Below are 14,481 nucleotides of genomic sequence, written 5' to 3'. Positions count from 1 at the left end.
CCTCATTTGCCTTGAAACTGCGCCGTTCGTTTTTCAGCAAAGGCTTGTAAAGCCTCCAGCCGGTCTTCGGTCGGGATGACCACTTCGTAGGCATTGGTCTCAATTTTTAATCCTTCGGCAAGCGTGTGATCAAGTCCGTGATCAATCGCCTGTTTCGCCTGACGGATGGCGACCGGTCCGTTTTTCAACATCTCGTTAGCGAAGGCGAGACAGACCTCCATCAGTTCTTCCACCGTCGAGACGACCCGTGATACGATTCCGTACCGTTCAGCGGTTTCGGCATCAATCTTTTTAGCGGTGAAAATCAATTCCTTCGCTCGTGTCTCTCCAATCAACCGCGGCAACCGTTGTGTCCCACCGGCACCGGGAATGATGCCGAAACTCGTTTCCGTCAATCCGACCAGTGCCCCTTTGACGATGATCCGGAAATCACACGCGAGCATCCACTCGAACCCACCACCAAGTGCATGTCCGTTGACGGCGGCAATCGTCGGTTGAGGTAGGCCGGCGATACTTGAAAAAACGTCACGGATCGCGACGACGTTTCGCCGGACTTCCGTTTCCGTCAAGGTCATCCGTTCCTTTAAGTCGGCTCCTGCGCTAAAGGCTTTCCCCGTCCCTGTGAACAGGACAACACGAATCACCGGATTGACACGGACCATATCGACCAGCCGTTGCAGTTCAACCAGTGTCGGATAGTCAAAGCAGTTCATTCGTTCCGGCCGGTCAATTCGAATCAAGCCAATGTGTCCTGTTTGTTCAAAGTGGATCATACAAGTCCCTCCCGTTCGACGATCAAGGCGATACCCTGTCCGACGCCGACACACATCGTCGCCAGACCATATGTCTGGTTCGTTCGGCACATCTCGTGTAAAAGCGTCGTTAAAATCCGTGCCCCGCTGGCACCAAGCGGATGACCAAATGCAATCGCTCCTCCGTTGACGTTGACTTTTTCCGGCGGTAATCCAAGTTCTTGCATACAGGCGACACTTTGCGCCGCAAAGGCTTCGTTGAGTTCAATCAAATCCAGTTGCTCAATCGTCAATCCCGCCCGTTTCAGCGCTTTACGGGTCGCATCGACCGGTCCGATTCCCATGACGGCGGGTTCGACACCGGCGACGGCACTGGCCCGGTAATAGGCAAGCGGCGTCAGACCAAGACGTTCCGCCGTTTCTTCGCTCATCAACAACAGGGCGGCTGCTCCGTCATTGACACCGGAAGCATTCCCTGCCGTGACGGTGCCATTGGGAAACAGGCTTTTGAGTGTTCCGAGCTTTTCACGGCTCGTGTCGGGACGTGGATGTTCGTCCGTATTCACTTCGACGACCTGTCCTTTGCGTGTCATATACTGCACCGGCACAAGTTCTGTTTGAAAACGTTGTGTCACCATCGCCTGTTTGGCCCGTTGCTGACTTAAATAGGCAAAATCATCCTGTTCTTCCCGAGAAATCCCGTACCGGGTTGCGACGTGTTCCGCCGTCTCCGGCATCGAGTCTGTTCCGTACTTGGCATTCAGTTTTTCATTAACGAAGCGCCAGCCGATCGTCGTGTCATAGATCGTCGTGTTCCCGCGGGCAAAGCCTGTTTCCGTCTTTGCCATGACGAGCGGTGCCCGGGTCATACTTTCCGTTCCGCCGGCAATGTAGATGTCCCCTTCGTTCATTGCGATCGCCCGGGCTGCTGCGATGACAGCATCGAGTCCGGAACCACAGAGCCGGTTGACGGTTGTCCCAGCAACTTCGACCGGCAGACCTGCAAGCAAACCGGACATCCGGGCGACATTCCGGTTGTCCTCCCCTGCCTGATTGGCATTTCCGAAAATCACTTCTTCGATTCGGACCGGATCCACCTCCGGATTGCGATCAATCAATGCTTTGATGACACAAGCTCCTAAATCATCCGGACGGACGTCTTTCAAAACTCCGTTATACCGGCCAATCGGTGTACGGACGGCATCAATGATGGCGACACGTCTCATCGTGTCTTCACCCCGCTGTCCGAATAATCGTAGACTCCGCGCCCGGTTTTCCGTCCGAGGCGTCCTGCTTTGACATACTGTTCGAGCAGTGGTGCCGGACGGTATTTTTCACCCAGTTTTTCATGCAGATACCGTAGATTGTTCAAGCGGGTGTCGAGTCCGACAAGATCGCCGAGTTCAAACGGTCCCATCGGATAATTCAGTCCGAGCTTAATTGCTTTATCAATCTCTTCCGGTGTTCCGAGTCCTTCCTGCAACATATAAAACGCTTCGTTGCCGACGAGTGCACTGATTCGTGACGTGACGAATCCGGGGAATTCTTGGATGACGACGGTCTCTTTCCCCATTTGTTGAGCGACGGTTTCACAGATCATGACCGTTTCGTCCGACGTTTCAAGCCCCTGTGCCAGTTCGACGAGCGGCATCCGGTGCACCGGATTAAAGAAATGCATCGCCATGACCCGTTCCGGACGTTTCGTGAAAGACGCAATCTCGGTCGGACTCATCGTCGACGTATTGGTCGCAAAAATACAACCAGCCGGCGCATACTGATCGAGCGTCTCAAACACAGTCCGTTTGATGTCGAGTCGTTCCGGGACAGCCTCAATTACAAGATTTGCGCCTTTGACAGACTCCTTTAAATCCGTTGCATAACTCAAACGGCTGAACAGCTGTTCGACTTCTTCCGTCGTCATTTTCCCGCGGATGATGGCTTTATCGGCAATCGTTTCTAATTCCTGTTGCGCGGACGTCAACAGCTTTTGTTCGACGTCGACTAACGTCACATCAAATCCGCTTGCTGCTGCCACGTACGCAATCCCTCTTCCCATGACACCTGACCCTACGACCACCATCTGTTGAACTATCATCTGATTTTCCCCCTTTAAAAAAGCGTGCGGACGAACGTCCGCACGCTTGGTTTTACAGTCCGAACGGATTAAGTGGACGACTGCCGTAATACGACAGGATACTTTTCGTTTCCGTATATAAATCCAGTGTCTCGATACACAGTTCGCGTCCGAAACCAGATTGTTTGTAGCCGCCGAACGGTGTGCCCGGGAAGGCCGAGAACGGACAGTTGATCATGACGATACCGGCTTTGATTTGATTCGCAATCCGCGTCGCCCGTGCCCCGTCTTTTGTCCAAATTGCTGACCCGAGTCCGAATTCCGTATCGTTTGCGAGACGGACCGCTTCTTTTTCATCCTTGAACTTCATCACGACGACGACCGGTCCGAAGATTTCTTCCTGGACGGCTTTCATCTCGTGTGTGACATCGGCAATGATGGTCGGCGCATACCAGAAACCTTCTTCAAAACCAGCCACTTTCTCGACTTGACCCCCAGTCAAAATCGTTGCTCCGTCCGCTTTCGCCGATTGGACATAGCCATCGATGACATCGAGCTGTTGTTGGTCGATGATCGCCCCGACGTGTGTCCCTTTGTCAAACGGATTCCCGAGCACCAATTGTTTCGTCTTCGCGACAAACTGTTCCATGAACGTTTCGTAAATGTCTTCGTGGACGTACAGGCGGGACCGGGCTTCACACGACTGGCCGCTGTTGTAGAAGATACCGAACAGCGAACCATCGACAGCTGCCGTGATATCGGCATCCTCAAACACGAGGTTCGGTGATTTGCCGCCGAGTTCGAGTGTGACGCGTTTTAAGCTTTCCGATGCCCGACCCATGATGTCTTTTCCGACCGGTGTTGAACCGGTAAAAGCAACTTTATCCACATTCGGGTGTTCGACCAAGTGGTTGCCGATTTCGCGGCCTGATCCCGGAATGACGTTGACGACTCCCGCCGGTACACCGGCTTCGAGACAAATTTCGCCGAGGATGATTGCTGTCAACGGCGTCAGCGTTGCCGGTTTAACGACCACCGAACAACCGACGGCGATCGCCGGTGCGACTTTCCATGCCGCCATCATCAACGGATAGTTCCACGGAATGATTTGGGCGCAGACACCGACCGGTTCTTTTTCCGTGTAGTTATGGAATTGCCCCGGCACGTTATTGACGGCACCGCGGTGACCGACGATGGCTCCGGCATAAAATTCAAAGTCTTCAATCGCTTGCGTGATTTGCCCTTGCGCTGCCGCGAGGGATTTCCCGGTATCAAGAATCTCGAGTTCCACGAGCTCATTGAAACGTGAACGCATGATGCCGGCAATTTTATTCAGAACTTGCGACCGGCGACCGACCGGCCACATTTTCCACTTCCCGTGATCAAACGCTTCCCGTGCCGCCTGTACGGCACGATCGGCATCAGCTTTTGAAGCTTTCGCGACTTCCGCGATGACTTCGCCCGTTGCCGGATTATAGGTCTTGAATGTCTCCCCTGTTGCCCCTTCGACTTGCTCGCCGTTGATGACCAGATGATAAACGGAACGTTTCATCTCGATTGTTTTTTCATGTACCGTTGACATAGCTTCCACTCCTTTTAGTTTCCTTTGAATGTCGGTTGACGTTTGTCGAGGAAGGCTTGCATCCCTTCCGTCTGATCACTCGTGCCGAATAGTAAGTAGAAATTTCTTCTTTCATGGTCCATGCCGTCCTGCAGTGACAGATCGCCTGCCTTATCGACGGCATCTTTGATCAGTCGCACGGACATCATAGGTTGTGCCGCAATCCGTCCGGCAACCGCCAAAACGTTTGCTTCGAGTTGGTCCGCTTCCACGATCCGGTTGATGATTCCGAGATGATTTGCTTCCGACGCCGACATCCGGTCGCCCGTCCACAACCATTCAAGGGCCCGCGTCCGACCGATCCGGTTCGTCAGTCGTTGGGTTCCGCCGGCTCCCGGCATGACGCCGAGTCCGACTTCCGGAAAACCGAACTGCGTCTCGGGTGTCGCATAAATCAAGTCACAGGCCAGTGCCAGTTCAAAACCGCCGCCGAGCACAAATCCGTGGACAGCCGCAATCAGCGGTTTATGCAGCCGGCTGATCCGGTCCCAATCAGCAAACGGATCCAGCAGTTCCATGGAAATCGGTGTCGCGTCGAGCATCTCCTCGATGTCGGCTCCGGCGGAAAAGGACTTTCCTTCACCGTCCAGGACGATGACGGCGACCGCCTCATCCTGATCGAATTGTTCCATCGCTTCGACGATTTCCCGGATCATCGTCCGGTTCAGGGCATTGTAACGTTCCGGCCGATTCAGTCGAATCCGGCCGATTCGCTCCTCGATACTCGTCTTAACGTACTGTGGCGTCAGCATGGACTTCCTCACCAATCATTAACGTCACGAGATCTCCCGCAAAGCCCATCAAGTCTTTACCCGACGCTTTTCCTTCGAGCGAACGCATGCCGGCTTTCATCGTTTCAGGACTTTCGTAGACCATTTCGCACATCAGATAATATTTACCGTCTCCGCCCATCGGTGAACCGACGATTTTCGTGACCGTCATCTGTTGCAGACCGGGAATCTTTGCCGTCAGTGGACCGTGGACGTTGAAGTAATGCTCGTCAAACTGTTCCTTGTTTTCCGGATGTGTATAAAGCGCGATTAGTTTTACCATAATGATTACCTTCCTTCACATGAGAGTAGAGACGGGTTTCATCGCCTCGAATGGATTTTTGCATGATTTACAATATAAAATACTCCGGCAAGCCGTCGGACCAAACAGGTTTTCAATCGAAACGAACGTCGATCCGCAGTACGGACAGTCGATTTCCCACTTTCCGTCGACGACTCGCGGCGGGGCAATCCCGAAGGACTTCAGACCGGCAATCCCTTGTTCCGTAATCCGGTCCGATGTCCAAGGCGGATCAAACAGGAAGACGACTTTCACCGTATTGACCCGAGGTACTTGCAACAACGCGGATTCCGTATTTTTTTGAATGATCTCAAGCGCCGGACATCCTAAAAATGTCGGCAGCAGTGTAATCCGGACATCGTATCCGACAGCTGTCTCCGTCCACTCCATCGCTTCGAACATCCCGAGATCCAGAATACTGACGGCATCGATTTCAGGGTCCTTGACCGTATCTAGCGCGTCCCGGATTTCTTGCTCCAGCAAGATCGTCATCTGCCCTTCCTCCTTCACCATACAGCCGACTGATCGAGCAGATAGACTTCCCCGAGCGTCGATAAGGCATCGTTCAAATCAGGCGAGTGCTCCCCGTTTCGTCCGTTGTAGGTCATGTTCATTTCCGGCAACGTGACGTTTAAATCGACGAGGACCGGTGTCAATGCCTGATACCAGCGGTCAAGCAACACTCCCTGATCTTCCATGAGCTGCATCTCGTCAATCAGCTGTGTCGCTTCCCCGTAATCAAACAGATCACCGAAGTCAGCCAATACCCGTTCAAGGGCGGCGTCCATTTTTTGACGGGCGGTTTCGGTTGATTGATACAGCTGGGTGAACCACGTCTGCCAGTGCAACAAATGATAATACAACTCCATGTTGATCTTGACGGCGAGTGCTGCGAGCGGCGCATAACTGCTTTTTTTCAACGAATCGATCCGCACCTTTTTCGCAAGCGTATAACAATAATTGCGGACGACGGCATACGCCCAGTCATATTCCGGATTCTCCATATAATATCCCGGTCCGTTGACCCGTTCGACGAGGACCGAATTTTTCCGTTCATGTGCGAGCCGCACGTGCGCCAAAGCATCAGCCTTTCCTTCACCGATTTCTTCGAGCAATTGGTAGTACATCGCTGCATGCCCCATCGAATCCTGGGCAATCGAGGACGACGCAACATCTTCTTCGATATGCGGAGCGAGTCCCAACCATTCCGATCCGCGGTAGGCGTATAAAAAGTCATCATCTGCTAATTGATAAAGCAGTGAGGCCAACGCCAAACGTTCTGCTTCCGTCATTTGGAATCGCCTCCTTGCCAGGACATGATTTCTTTTTCGTCGAGCATCTGCTGTTCATAATGCCGCCATTTTTTCTTCAGATAGCCGTACCCTTTCGTCGTCCGGTAATCTTTGTTATCCAGCCGTTGCAGCATCTGCTTTTCATCCGGCGTCATTCCCCGGATATCTTCCCGTTTAACGACCCAGATGTCGACGACCGGTTCGCGCCGCATGAAGTTTTCCTGCGCCATCATTAAGGCCATCTCTTTATTCGGTGCCAGTAGACTGAACTGATGCGTAAAGGCAGCATTCGGCGTCCGTTTACTGAAAATCTCGAACTCTTGATAAAACGTTTCCGTCATGGTCTTTCCTCCTTCAGCCGATCGTCTCAGCAAGTGCCTCGCGCACCCACGCATTGTTTTGATACGAAGTTTGACGTAAGGCGAGTCGCTCCTTCGAACGGGGACCGCCGCCTTGAATGATTTTCTTGAATTCCGTCCAGTCCGGCTGGGCGTAAATCCATTGTCCGGTTTCCTCATCAAACCGTAATGTCGGATCCGGAATGACAAGACCAAGCGAACGGATCCGGGGAACATATTTCGTAAAGAAATTTTGACGCAGCTCTTCGTTCGTCTTCGTCCGGATTTTATAAGCAATCGTCACGTCTTGTTTTGACGTCCCGGTCGTCTCTTTTGTCGCCGGTCCGAAGAACATCAACAGGGATTCCCACCACTCATCGAGGGATTCCTGAATCATCGCTTTTTGTGCCGGTGTCCCTTCAGCCAATGCCATGATGATCGATTCACCATGCTGGGCATGGAACACTTCTTCTGCACAAATCCGTTGCAACGCCCGGGCATAAGGACCGTAGGACGCCCCGAGCATGTTCGTCTGGGTAATGATTGCTGCTCCGTCGACGAGCCAGCCGATCGTCCCGGCATCTGCCCACGAACGGGTCGGCATGTGGAAGACGTTATGGAATTTGAGACGTCCCGTAAACAAATCGTCCATCAAGTCGGCCCGCGTTTTTCCGTACGGTTTCATCAAGTCCTCGACGACCCGCAGCAGGAGTTGACCGTGCCCCATCTCATCCTGGACTTTTGCCATGATGCCGAGCTTCCGGCGTAAGGACGGGGCTTTGGGTACCCACTCTTTTTCCGGTAAAGCGCCCATGATTTCACTGATTCCGTGCATCGAAATCAATTTGATCAGCGTGTCGCGGTAAAAATCAGGCATCCAGTCGTCAGCTTCGATTTTTTCCCCGTTTTCGATCCGTTCTTTAAAATGTTCCAATTTTTCTTCTTCGGTCATGACCGGTGGTTCAAAAAGATGCGTCGCATCGTACATTTCATTTCCTCCTCTGCTTAAACAAACTTCTTCTCAGACGCTGTGCGACGGTCGATGATGCGGACAGCTTTGCCTTCAGAACGTGGAAGACCGTATGGCGGATGACAAACGAGATCAACCGAGATCAGACATTCGGTTTTCATGGCATGGCAGATGATCCGTTTCAGATCTTCAGCAACTGTCCCCGTTTCGAGTTCGATGTGCAGTTCCAATGCATCGAGACCGGCCCGTTGAATCCGGTGAATTTGATAATGCGGTGTGACACCCGGTTGTTGCAGCAGGACCCGTTCAATCTCAGACGGAAAGACATTGACACCACGGATGATCATCATGTCGTCCGTTCGCCCTTTGACCCGCGACATCCGGGTCGTCGTCCGACCGCAGGCACATACTTTTGTTGTGACGGATGCCAAGTCTCCGGTACGATACCGGATGATTGGAAGCGCTTTCTTTTTTAAACTTGACGGTTTGTCAAATTAAGTGCAACACTTCTTCCGTGAAGACCTCGTATGCAGTTTTCCAGTTGAGACATTTTCGCGGTCTCCCATTGATCCAGGCGAGCGCTTGAGCGAGTTCAGAACGACTGACCTTTCCGAAATCTGTCCCCTTCGGGAAAAATTCACGGAGAAGACCATTGGCGTTCTCGTTACTCCCACGCTGCCAAGAAGAATACGGATCCGCAAAATACATCGGTACGCCTAACGTGTCACGAATTCGTTCATGACAGCTAAACTCTTTTCCACGATCTGTCGTCGCAGTTTGGAACGTTCCCAACGGGAAGTAAAGATGCAATGCTTGAATCGCAGACTCCATCGATTGAGCGGACCGATCTTCCATCGGTACAGCGAGATAAAAACGGCTCTTTCGCTCGACGAACGTTGCGACACAGGCTTTGGATTTCCCTCTACACGAGACAACAGTATCAAGCTCCCAATGTCCGAACGTTTGGCGCCCTTTGACGTCAGACGGACGTTTACTGATTGGCAGTCCGACGTTAAAGCGTCCACGCGTCTCACGTGGTTTCTGACGCTTTCCCTTTTGTCGAAGGAGTCCAGAATCGGCCTCGACGAGGCCCATATAAATCCAACGATAAATTGTCTTGAACGAAAGTCCTTCTTCTTGGAATAATCGTCCGGCAATCTGTTCAGGGGACCACGTCTCCCGTAACTTTTCGAGGATGCGGACTCCTTTTTCGAGCGTAAACTTCGTCCGTGCACCGCACTTCTTTTTTCGCTCCACATAACGCTGGTCGGCATGGGAAGAATCATAGTGAGGATTTCGTTTCAATTCTCGTGAAATCGTAGAAGGTTGACGCCCCAGGCGTCCAGCAATCTTTCGGACAGAGAAACCTAGCTCGAGATACGTCTCTATTTTGACTCTTTCTGATGTGGTAAGATGAACATAGCTCATAACGAATCCTCCGTTGAATTTTGTGTGGTAACTCTATTCTACACGAGGTCGTTATGGGTTTTTTTGTGTTTTCAGCTAGGTGTTGCACTTAATATTACAATTCGTCACTTGTAAAAACGAGTTCCCCGACTTGTCCTTCCGGCATCGGTTCCCCCGTCACGGGATCAATGACTTCTGTGATGAACAAATCATCCATCAGATGCAATCCGTCCTGTTCCTGACACTCCATCGCGACACCGGGCCCCATGATTTCGCTGAGACCGTAGATGTCAAAAGCCCGGATCCCCCACTTGTTTTCGAGGGTTTGCCGTAATTCTTCCGACCACGGCTCGGCTCCGAAAATCCCGTACTGCAGGCTGCTCGTCTTCGGATTTAGACCCTTTTCTTCCATACGTTCCGCGAGATGCAACATATAAGAAGGTGTTCCGCAAATTCCCCGCGGCTGAAAGTCTTCAATCAATGTGATCTGCCGGTCCGTATTGCCACCGGACACGGGGACAATCGTCATGCCGAGTTGTTCGGCTCCGCTGTGCAGACCCAGTCCGCCGGTGAATAAGCCGTATCCGTAAGCATTGTGCAACAAGTCGGTTTTTTGCGCGCCGATTGCGATCAGACCACGTGCGACAGCTGTCGACCAATCATCCAGGTCACTTTGGGTATAACCGACGACGGTTGGTTTTCCGCTTGTTCCGGATGAGGCATGGATCCGGACCGCTTCCTGTGGCGGAACCGCAAACAAGCCAAACGGATACTGTTCCCGCAAATCACTTTTGTATGTGAACGGTAACTTTTGAATATCCGCCATCGTGTGCAATGCTTCGGCATCAAGTCCCCGTTCCATGAAGCGGGTGTGATAAAACGGAACATGTTCCATCACATGACGAACGGTCTCTCGTAGACTTGTCAGCTGTAAGCGGAATCGTTCTTCCGCTTCCATCGTTTCCAGGATTTCGTTATACAAGTGGCACCCCTTCCCGCGTCTATATAACACAATAAATAAACGTCCGTTTTAAAATGGTTATACCATTAAACTACGATACGTTCACAATGTTGTCAATCCTTCATTTTGTTAAAAGCTCCCAACTTTCTTGATACTGGTCCTTATTTCTATCAAAAGTCTGAATAAAGACCTTTCTTATAAAGAAAGTCAGAAAATGATATTTCTTTTTGGAAAATATTCCTGAAAATGTTTGCTCATTTCGTAACTGATTGATAAAATATCGTGTGACAAGTGTTATACTATTTTTGGTAAGACCAGCTGTGGTCACAGGCAAGGGGGAAACGATATGAAAAACGGTTTGTCGCTCGGCGACTCTGCTGTCATCGAGGCGATCGTCACAGAAGAAATGTTCGCTCAGTTTGAAGGTGTGGTTGTCCATCCGGCCTATTCAACCGTCTCGATGGTCTATCATATGGAATGGGCGGCTCGAAAACTCATCCTCCCCTACCTGGAAGAACAGGAAGAAGGAGTCGGTGGTGCCGTTTCCTTGAAACATTTAGGAATGGCGACACTTGGATCAAATATCCGCATCGAAGCCATCGTCATCGAACTTACACCCGACCGCGTCTTGGCAAAAGTCGAAGTCAGACACGGCGATCGTGTCATCGGTCTTGGTGAAGTCAAACAAATCATCTTAAATAAGCAGCTGATTCAGGAAAAGTTGACGCCGCGTGTTTTCTAAAGAGTAAAATGAAAGCGCTTACTAAAGTCAGGAGGATGTTTTATGAACATGTTGAACCCATCCACGGATCCATCACCATCAATCATGGAAAAGATTTCTGGTCACGAACAGGTCGTTTTTTGTAACGATCCGATTTCCGGTTTGCAGGCGATCATCGCCATTCATGATACGACACTCGGCCCCGCCCTCGGTGGTTGCCGGATGGCACCATATTCGACCGTCGACGAAGCACTCGATGATGTCTTGCGGCTATCACGCGGCATGACGTATAAATGCGCAGCGGCCGACGTCGATTTCGGCGGCGGGAAAGCTGTCATCATCGGCAATCCGGCAACCGATAAGACGCCGGAATTATTCCGCGCTTTCGGACGATTCGTCGATTCGCTCGGCGGACGTTTCTACACCGGGACGGATATGGGCACGACGATGGACGATTTCGTCCATGCCAGCCGGGAAACTTCACGTATCGTTGGGATTCCGGAAGCGTTCGGCGGCAGCGGGGATTCATCGATTCCAACGGCGGAAGGCGTCATTTACGGATTACGGGCAACCGTCGAAACGTTATACGGATCAGATGATTTAAGCCGGGCGAGTTACGCTGTCCAAGGACTGGGAAAGGTCGGCTATAAAGTCGCAGAACAGTTATTGTCTGCCGGTGCCAACCTGTACGTGTCCGATTTGAGCGAATCCGTTCTCGCTGCTCTCGTCGAGCAAGCGGAAAAAACACCTGGAACGGTTCGTGTCATTTCCGCTCATGAAATTCATCTGACGGATGCCGACATCTTTGTCCCTTGTGCCTATGGTGGTGTCATCCAATCGACGAACATCGGACAGCTCCAGTGTAAGGCGATCTGCGGATCGGCCAACAATCAACTCGCCGATGATGCACTTGCGCTCGAATTAAAGCAACGCGGCATTTTATATGCGCCCGATTATATCGTCAACGGCGGTGGTCTGATTCAAGTTGCCGACGAATTATACGGTGCGAACCATGAACGTGTCTTATTAAAAACAAAACATATCTATGATGCCGTCCTCGAAGTATTCCATGAGTCGCATGCGGAATCGATCACGACACTCGAAGCCGCCAACCGGATGTGTAACAAACGGATTCAAATCCGCTCTCGTCATAACAACATCTTTACGAATACGATCAAACCGAAATGGAACATCCGTAACGACTAATGGAGGTGACACTGATGGAAACTGAATTTCCGATTTACCGGATCCTTGATGATGCGGGACACGTGATCGATACATCTAAAACTGATCTGCTGACAAAAGACTTGAGCCTCGCGCTATTCACACATATGAACCGAATCCGGACGTTTGATCGTAAGGCCATTAACTTACAGCGCCAAGGACGATTAGGAACCTACGCCCCTTTAGAAGGGCAGGAAGCAGCACAAGTCGGCAGTGCGTATGCACTGCAGGACAAGGACTGGATTTTCCCGACGTACCGTGATCATGGTGCGACGTTGACGTTCGGTGCGGATATGGTCCGAACCTTCTTATATTGGAATGGTCGTGTCGAAGGCTGCGTCCCGACCGATGAACTGCATATCTTCCCACCTGCTGTACCGATTGCCACACAGATTCCTCATGCTGTTGGTGCCGCCTGGGCCGAAAAACGGAAAGGGACAACACACGTCGCTATCGCCTATTTTGGAGACGGTGCGACGTCTGAAGGTGATTTCCATGAAGGGATGAACTTCGCGAGTGTCTTCCAGACCCCGGTCATCTTGTTTAATCAAAACAACGGGTATGCGATTTCCGTTCCGATCCAGAAACAGATGCATTCAGAAACAATTGCCCAAAAAGCTCTGGCGTACGGCATGCCAAGTATTCGGATTGACGGAAATGATGTGTTCGCCGTCTATTTCACGATGCTGGAAGCCGTCGAACGCGCCCGGTCTGGTGGTGGACCAACGCTGATCGAAGCGGTCACGTGGCGGTTTGGTGCCCATACGACGGCCGATGATCCATCCAAATACCGGGACCAAGAACGGTCCCATGATCGGGTTGACCCGATCACCCGGCTCGAAGACTTCATGAAAGAACAAGGCTTCTACGACGAGCAGGAAATCGAAGCGATCCGGAATCGGCATCAACAAGAGGTCGAAGCCGCCGTCAAGACGATGGAAGCCTTCCCGCCTCCTGACGTCAACGATCTGTTTGATCATACGTACGCAACACTACCTGACGATTTGCTTCGTCAGAAAACGGATTATCTGACCGCAAGGGGGAATTGACATGGCGACACCTATCAATCGACAAACGGAGATGACACTCGTCCAGGCGGTCACCGATGCCTTACGGACGAAACTGACGGACGATGAGACGACGCTTGTACTAGGTGAAGATGTCGGAAAAAACGGCGGCGTCTTCCGGGCAACGGACGGTCTACAGGAAGAGTTCGGTGAGGATCGGATCATCGATACGCCGCTCAGCGAAGCCGGAATCGTCGGAACGTCGATCGGTTTAGCAGTCAACGGATTTAAGCCGATCGTCGAAATCCAATTTCTCGGTTTCATCTACCCTGCTTACGAACAAATCATGACCCATGTCTCCCGCATCCGGATGCGGACGATGGGACGTTATGGTGTGCCAATGGTCATCCGGGCGCCCTATGGTGCCGGTATCCGTGCCCCAGAAATTCACTCGGACAGTACGGAAGCCCTCTTCACTTCGATGCCCGGTTTAAAAGTGGTCTGTCCGGCAACCCCTTATGATGCAAAAGGTTTATTGATTGCGGCAATCGAGGATCCGGATCCGGTCTTGTTCCTCGAATCGATGCGCAGTTACCGTGCCTTCAAGGAACCGGTTCCGAGTGAGTCCTACACGATTAAAATTGGAAAAGCAAAATATGTGACAGAAGGTCAAGACGTCACGCTCATCGCTTGGGGGGCGATGGTGCAGGTCGCACAAAAAGCCGCGACGGAAGCTGCGACCCGCGGCATCTCCTGTGAAGTGATTGATTTACGGACCCTCTATCCGCTCGACCGGTCGACGATTGCGGCGTCTGTCCAAAAAACGGGACGCGCTGTCATCATTCATGAAGCACAGGCAACGGGTGGTCTTGGAAACGATTTGATTGCGCTCATCAACGACACTTCATTCTTATACTTACGGGCACCGATTGCTCGTGTCACCGGGTTTGACGTGCCTGTTCCCTTATTCGCCCTGGAGGACCATTACATCCCGACGCCGACGCGTGTGCTTGAAGCGATCCAGCGTACGGTCGATTTTTAAG

General features: G+C 51.7%; 16 protein-coding genes and 1 pseudogene. 4 read left to right on the top strand and 13 right to left on the bottom strand.

The features are described from left to right. Window positions 1-2 precede the first annotated feature (2 nt). The 13 genes and pseudogenes from P404_RS0110350 to P404_RS17525 form a co-directional block, all read right to left on the bottom strand. Window positions 3-773 carry an enoyl-CoA hydratase-related protein gene (locus P404_RS0110350; protein ID WP_026830704.1) on the bottom strand — a complete coding sequence of 257 codons (771 nt, stop codon included), beginning with the start codon at window positions 771-773 and terminating at the stop codon, window positions 3-5. Then, on the bottom strand, window positions 770-1,978 hold the full coding sequence (locus tag P404_RS0110345; protein ID WP_026830703.1) for an acetyl-CoA C-acyltransferase: 1,209 nt from the start codon (window positions 1,976-1,978) through the stop codon (window positions 770-772). The genes P404_RS0110350 and P404_RS0110345 overlap by 4 nt, the downstream gene beginning before the upstream one ends. Then, on the bottom strand, window positions 1,975-2,847 hold the full coding sequence (locus P404_RS0110340) for a 3-hydroxyacyl-CoA dehydrogenase (protein ID WP_251027403.1): 873 nt from the start codon (window positions 2,845-2,847) through the stop codon (window positions 1,975-1,977). The genes P404_RS0110345 and P404_RS0110340 overlap by 4 nt, the downstream gene beginning before the upstream one ends. A gap of 52 nt (window positions 2,848-2,899) precedes the next feature. Next, window positions 2,900-4,408 carry an aldehyde dehydrogenase family protein gene (locus P404_RS0110335; protein WP_026830701.1) on the bottom strand — a complete coding sequence of 503 codons (1,509 nt, stop codon included), beginning with the start codon at window positions 4,406-4,408 and terminating at the stop codon, window positions 2,900-2,902. Between the two features lie 14 nt (window positions 4,409-4,422). Next, window positions 4,423-5,199 carry an enoyl-CoA hydratase/isomerase family protein gene (locus tag P404_RS0110330; RefSeq protein WP_026830700.1) on the bottom strand — a complete coding sequence of 259 codons (777 nt, stop codon included), beginning with the start codon at window positions 5,197-5,199 and terminating at the stop codon, window positions 4,423-4,425. Next, window positions 5,177-5,500, bottom strand: coding sequence for an EthD family reductase (locus P404_RS0110325; RefSeq protein WP_014969405.1), 324 nt, complete (start codon window positions 5,498-5,500; stop codon window positions 5,177-5,179). Before P404_RS0110325 ends, P404_RS0110330 begins: the two co-directional genes overlap by 23 nt. A gap of 15 nt (window positions 5,501-5,515) precedes the next feature. Continuing rightward, window positions 5,516-6,010, bottom strand: coding sequence for a 1,2-phenylacetyl-CoA epoxidase subunit PaaD (gene paaD / locus P404_RS0110320; protein ID WP_026830699.1), 495 nt, complete (start codon window positions 6,008-6,010; stop codon window positions 5,516-5,518). Between the two features lie 14 nt (window positions 6,011-6,024). Next, complete coding sequence (paaC, locus tag P404_RS0110315; RefSeq protein WP_026830698.1) at window positions 6,025-6,810, bottom strand: 1,2-phenylacetyl-CoA epoxidase subunit PaaC; 786 nt, start codon at window positions 6,808-6,810, stop codon at window positions 6,025-6,027. Further along, the gene (gene paaB / locus P404_RS0110310; RefSeq protein ID WP_026830697.1) at window positions 6,807-7,151 is read right to left on the bottom strand and encodes a 1,2-phenylacetyl-CoA epoxidase subunit PaaB; all 345 of its coding nucleotides are present in this window, start codon (window positions 7,149-7,151) and stop codon (window positions 6,807-6,809) included. The genes paaC and paaB overlap by 4 nt, the downstream gene beginning before the upstream one ends. A 13-nt stretch (window positions 7,152-7,164) precedes the next feature. After that, window positions 7,165-8,136, bottom strand: coding sequence for a 1,2-phenylacetyl-CoA epoxidase subunit PaaA (gene paaA, locus P404_RS0110305; protein ID WP_034774170.1), 972 nt, complete (start codon window positions 8,134-8,136; stop codon window positions 7,165-7,167). A gap of 17 nt (window positions 8,137-8,153) precedes the next feature. Continuing rightward, on the bottom strand, window positions 8,154-8,549 hold the full coding sequence (locus P404_RS0110300) for a phenylacetate--CoA ligase family protein (RefSeq protein ID WP_026830695.1): 396 nt from the start codon (window positions 8,547-8,549) through the stop codon (window positions 8,154-8,156). A gap of 58 nt (window positions 8,550-8,607) precedes the next feature. Then, window positions 8,608-9,546 carry an IS30 family transposase gene (locus tag P404_RS0110295; protein WP_026830694.1) on the bottom strand — a complete coding sequence of 313 codons (939 nt, stop codon included), beginning with the start codon at window positions 9,544-9,546 and terminating at the stop codon, window positions 8,608-8,610. A 106-nt stretch (window positions 9,547-9,652) separates the two neighbouring features. Then, a pseudogene (locus tag P404_RS17525) lies at window positions 9,653-10,483 on the bottom strand (phenylacetate--CoA ligase family protein); the annotation flags it as partial. Between the two features lie 349 nt (window positions 10,484-10,832). Between P404_RS17525 and P404_RS0110285 the strand changes: the two are divergent. From P404_RS0110285 to P404_RS0110270, 4 genes are read left to right on the top strand one after another with little or no spacing between them, the layout of a single operon-like run. Further along, the gene (locus P404_RS0110285; protein ID WP_026830693.1) at window positions 10,833-11,228 is read left to right on the top strand and encodes a thioesterase family protein; all 396 of its coding nucleotides are present in this window, start codon (window positions 10,833-10,835) and stop codon (window positions 11,226-11,228) included. 42 nt (window positions 11,229-11,270) lie between these two features. Further along, the gene (locus P404_RS0110280; RefSeq protein WP_026830692.1) at window positions 11,271-12,413 is read left to right on the top strand and encodes a Glu/Leu/Phe/Val family dehydrogenase; all 1,143 of its coding nucleotides are present in this window, start codon (window positions 11,271-11,273) and stop codon (window positions 12,411-12,413) included. 14 nt (window positions 12,414-12,427) lie between these two features. Then, window positions 12,428-13,480: a pyruvate dehydrogenase (acetyl-transferring) E1 component subunit alpha gene (pdhA, locus tag P404_RS0110275; RefSeq protein WP_026830691.1), complete on the top strand. Its 1,053-nt coding sequence runs from the start codon at window positions 12,428-12,430 to the stop codon at window positions 13,478-13,480. 1 nt (window position 13,481) lies between these two features. After that, entirely contained in the window at window positions 13,482-14,480 is a 999-nt protein-coding gene (locus tag P404_RS0110270; RefSeq protein ID WP_026830690.1) for an alpha-ketoacid dehydrogenase subunit beta, read from the top strand. The last annotated feature ends 1 nt before the right edge of the window (window position 14,481 follow it).

Source organism: Exiguobacterium antarcticum DSM 14480, assembly GCF_000685865.1.
Classification (GTDB): Bacteria; Bacillota; Bacilli; order Exiguobacteriales; family Exiguobacteriaceae; genus Exiguobacterium_A; species Exiguobacterium_A antarcticum.
The sequence above is the reverse complement of the archived record's forward strand: the minus strand, read 5'-3'. Positions and strand labels throughout refer to the sequence as shown.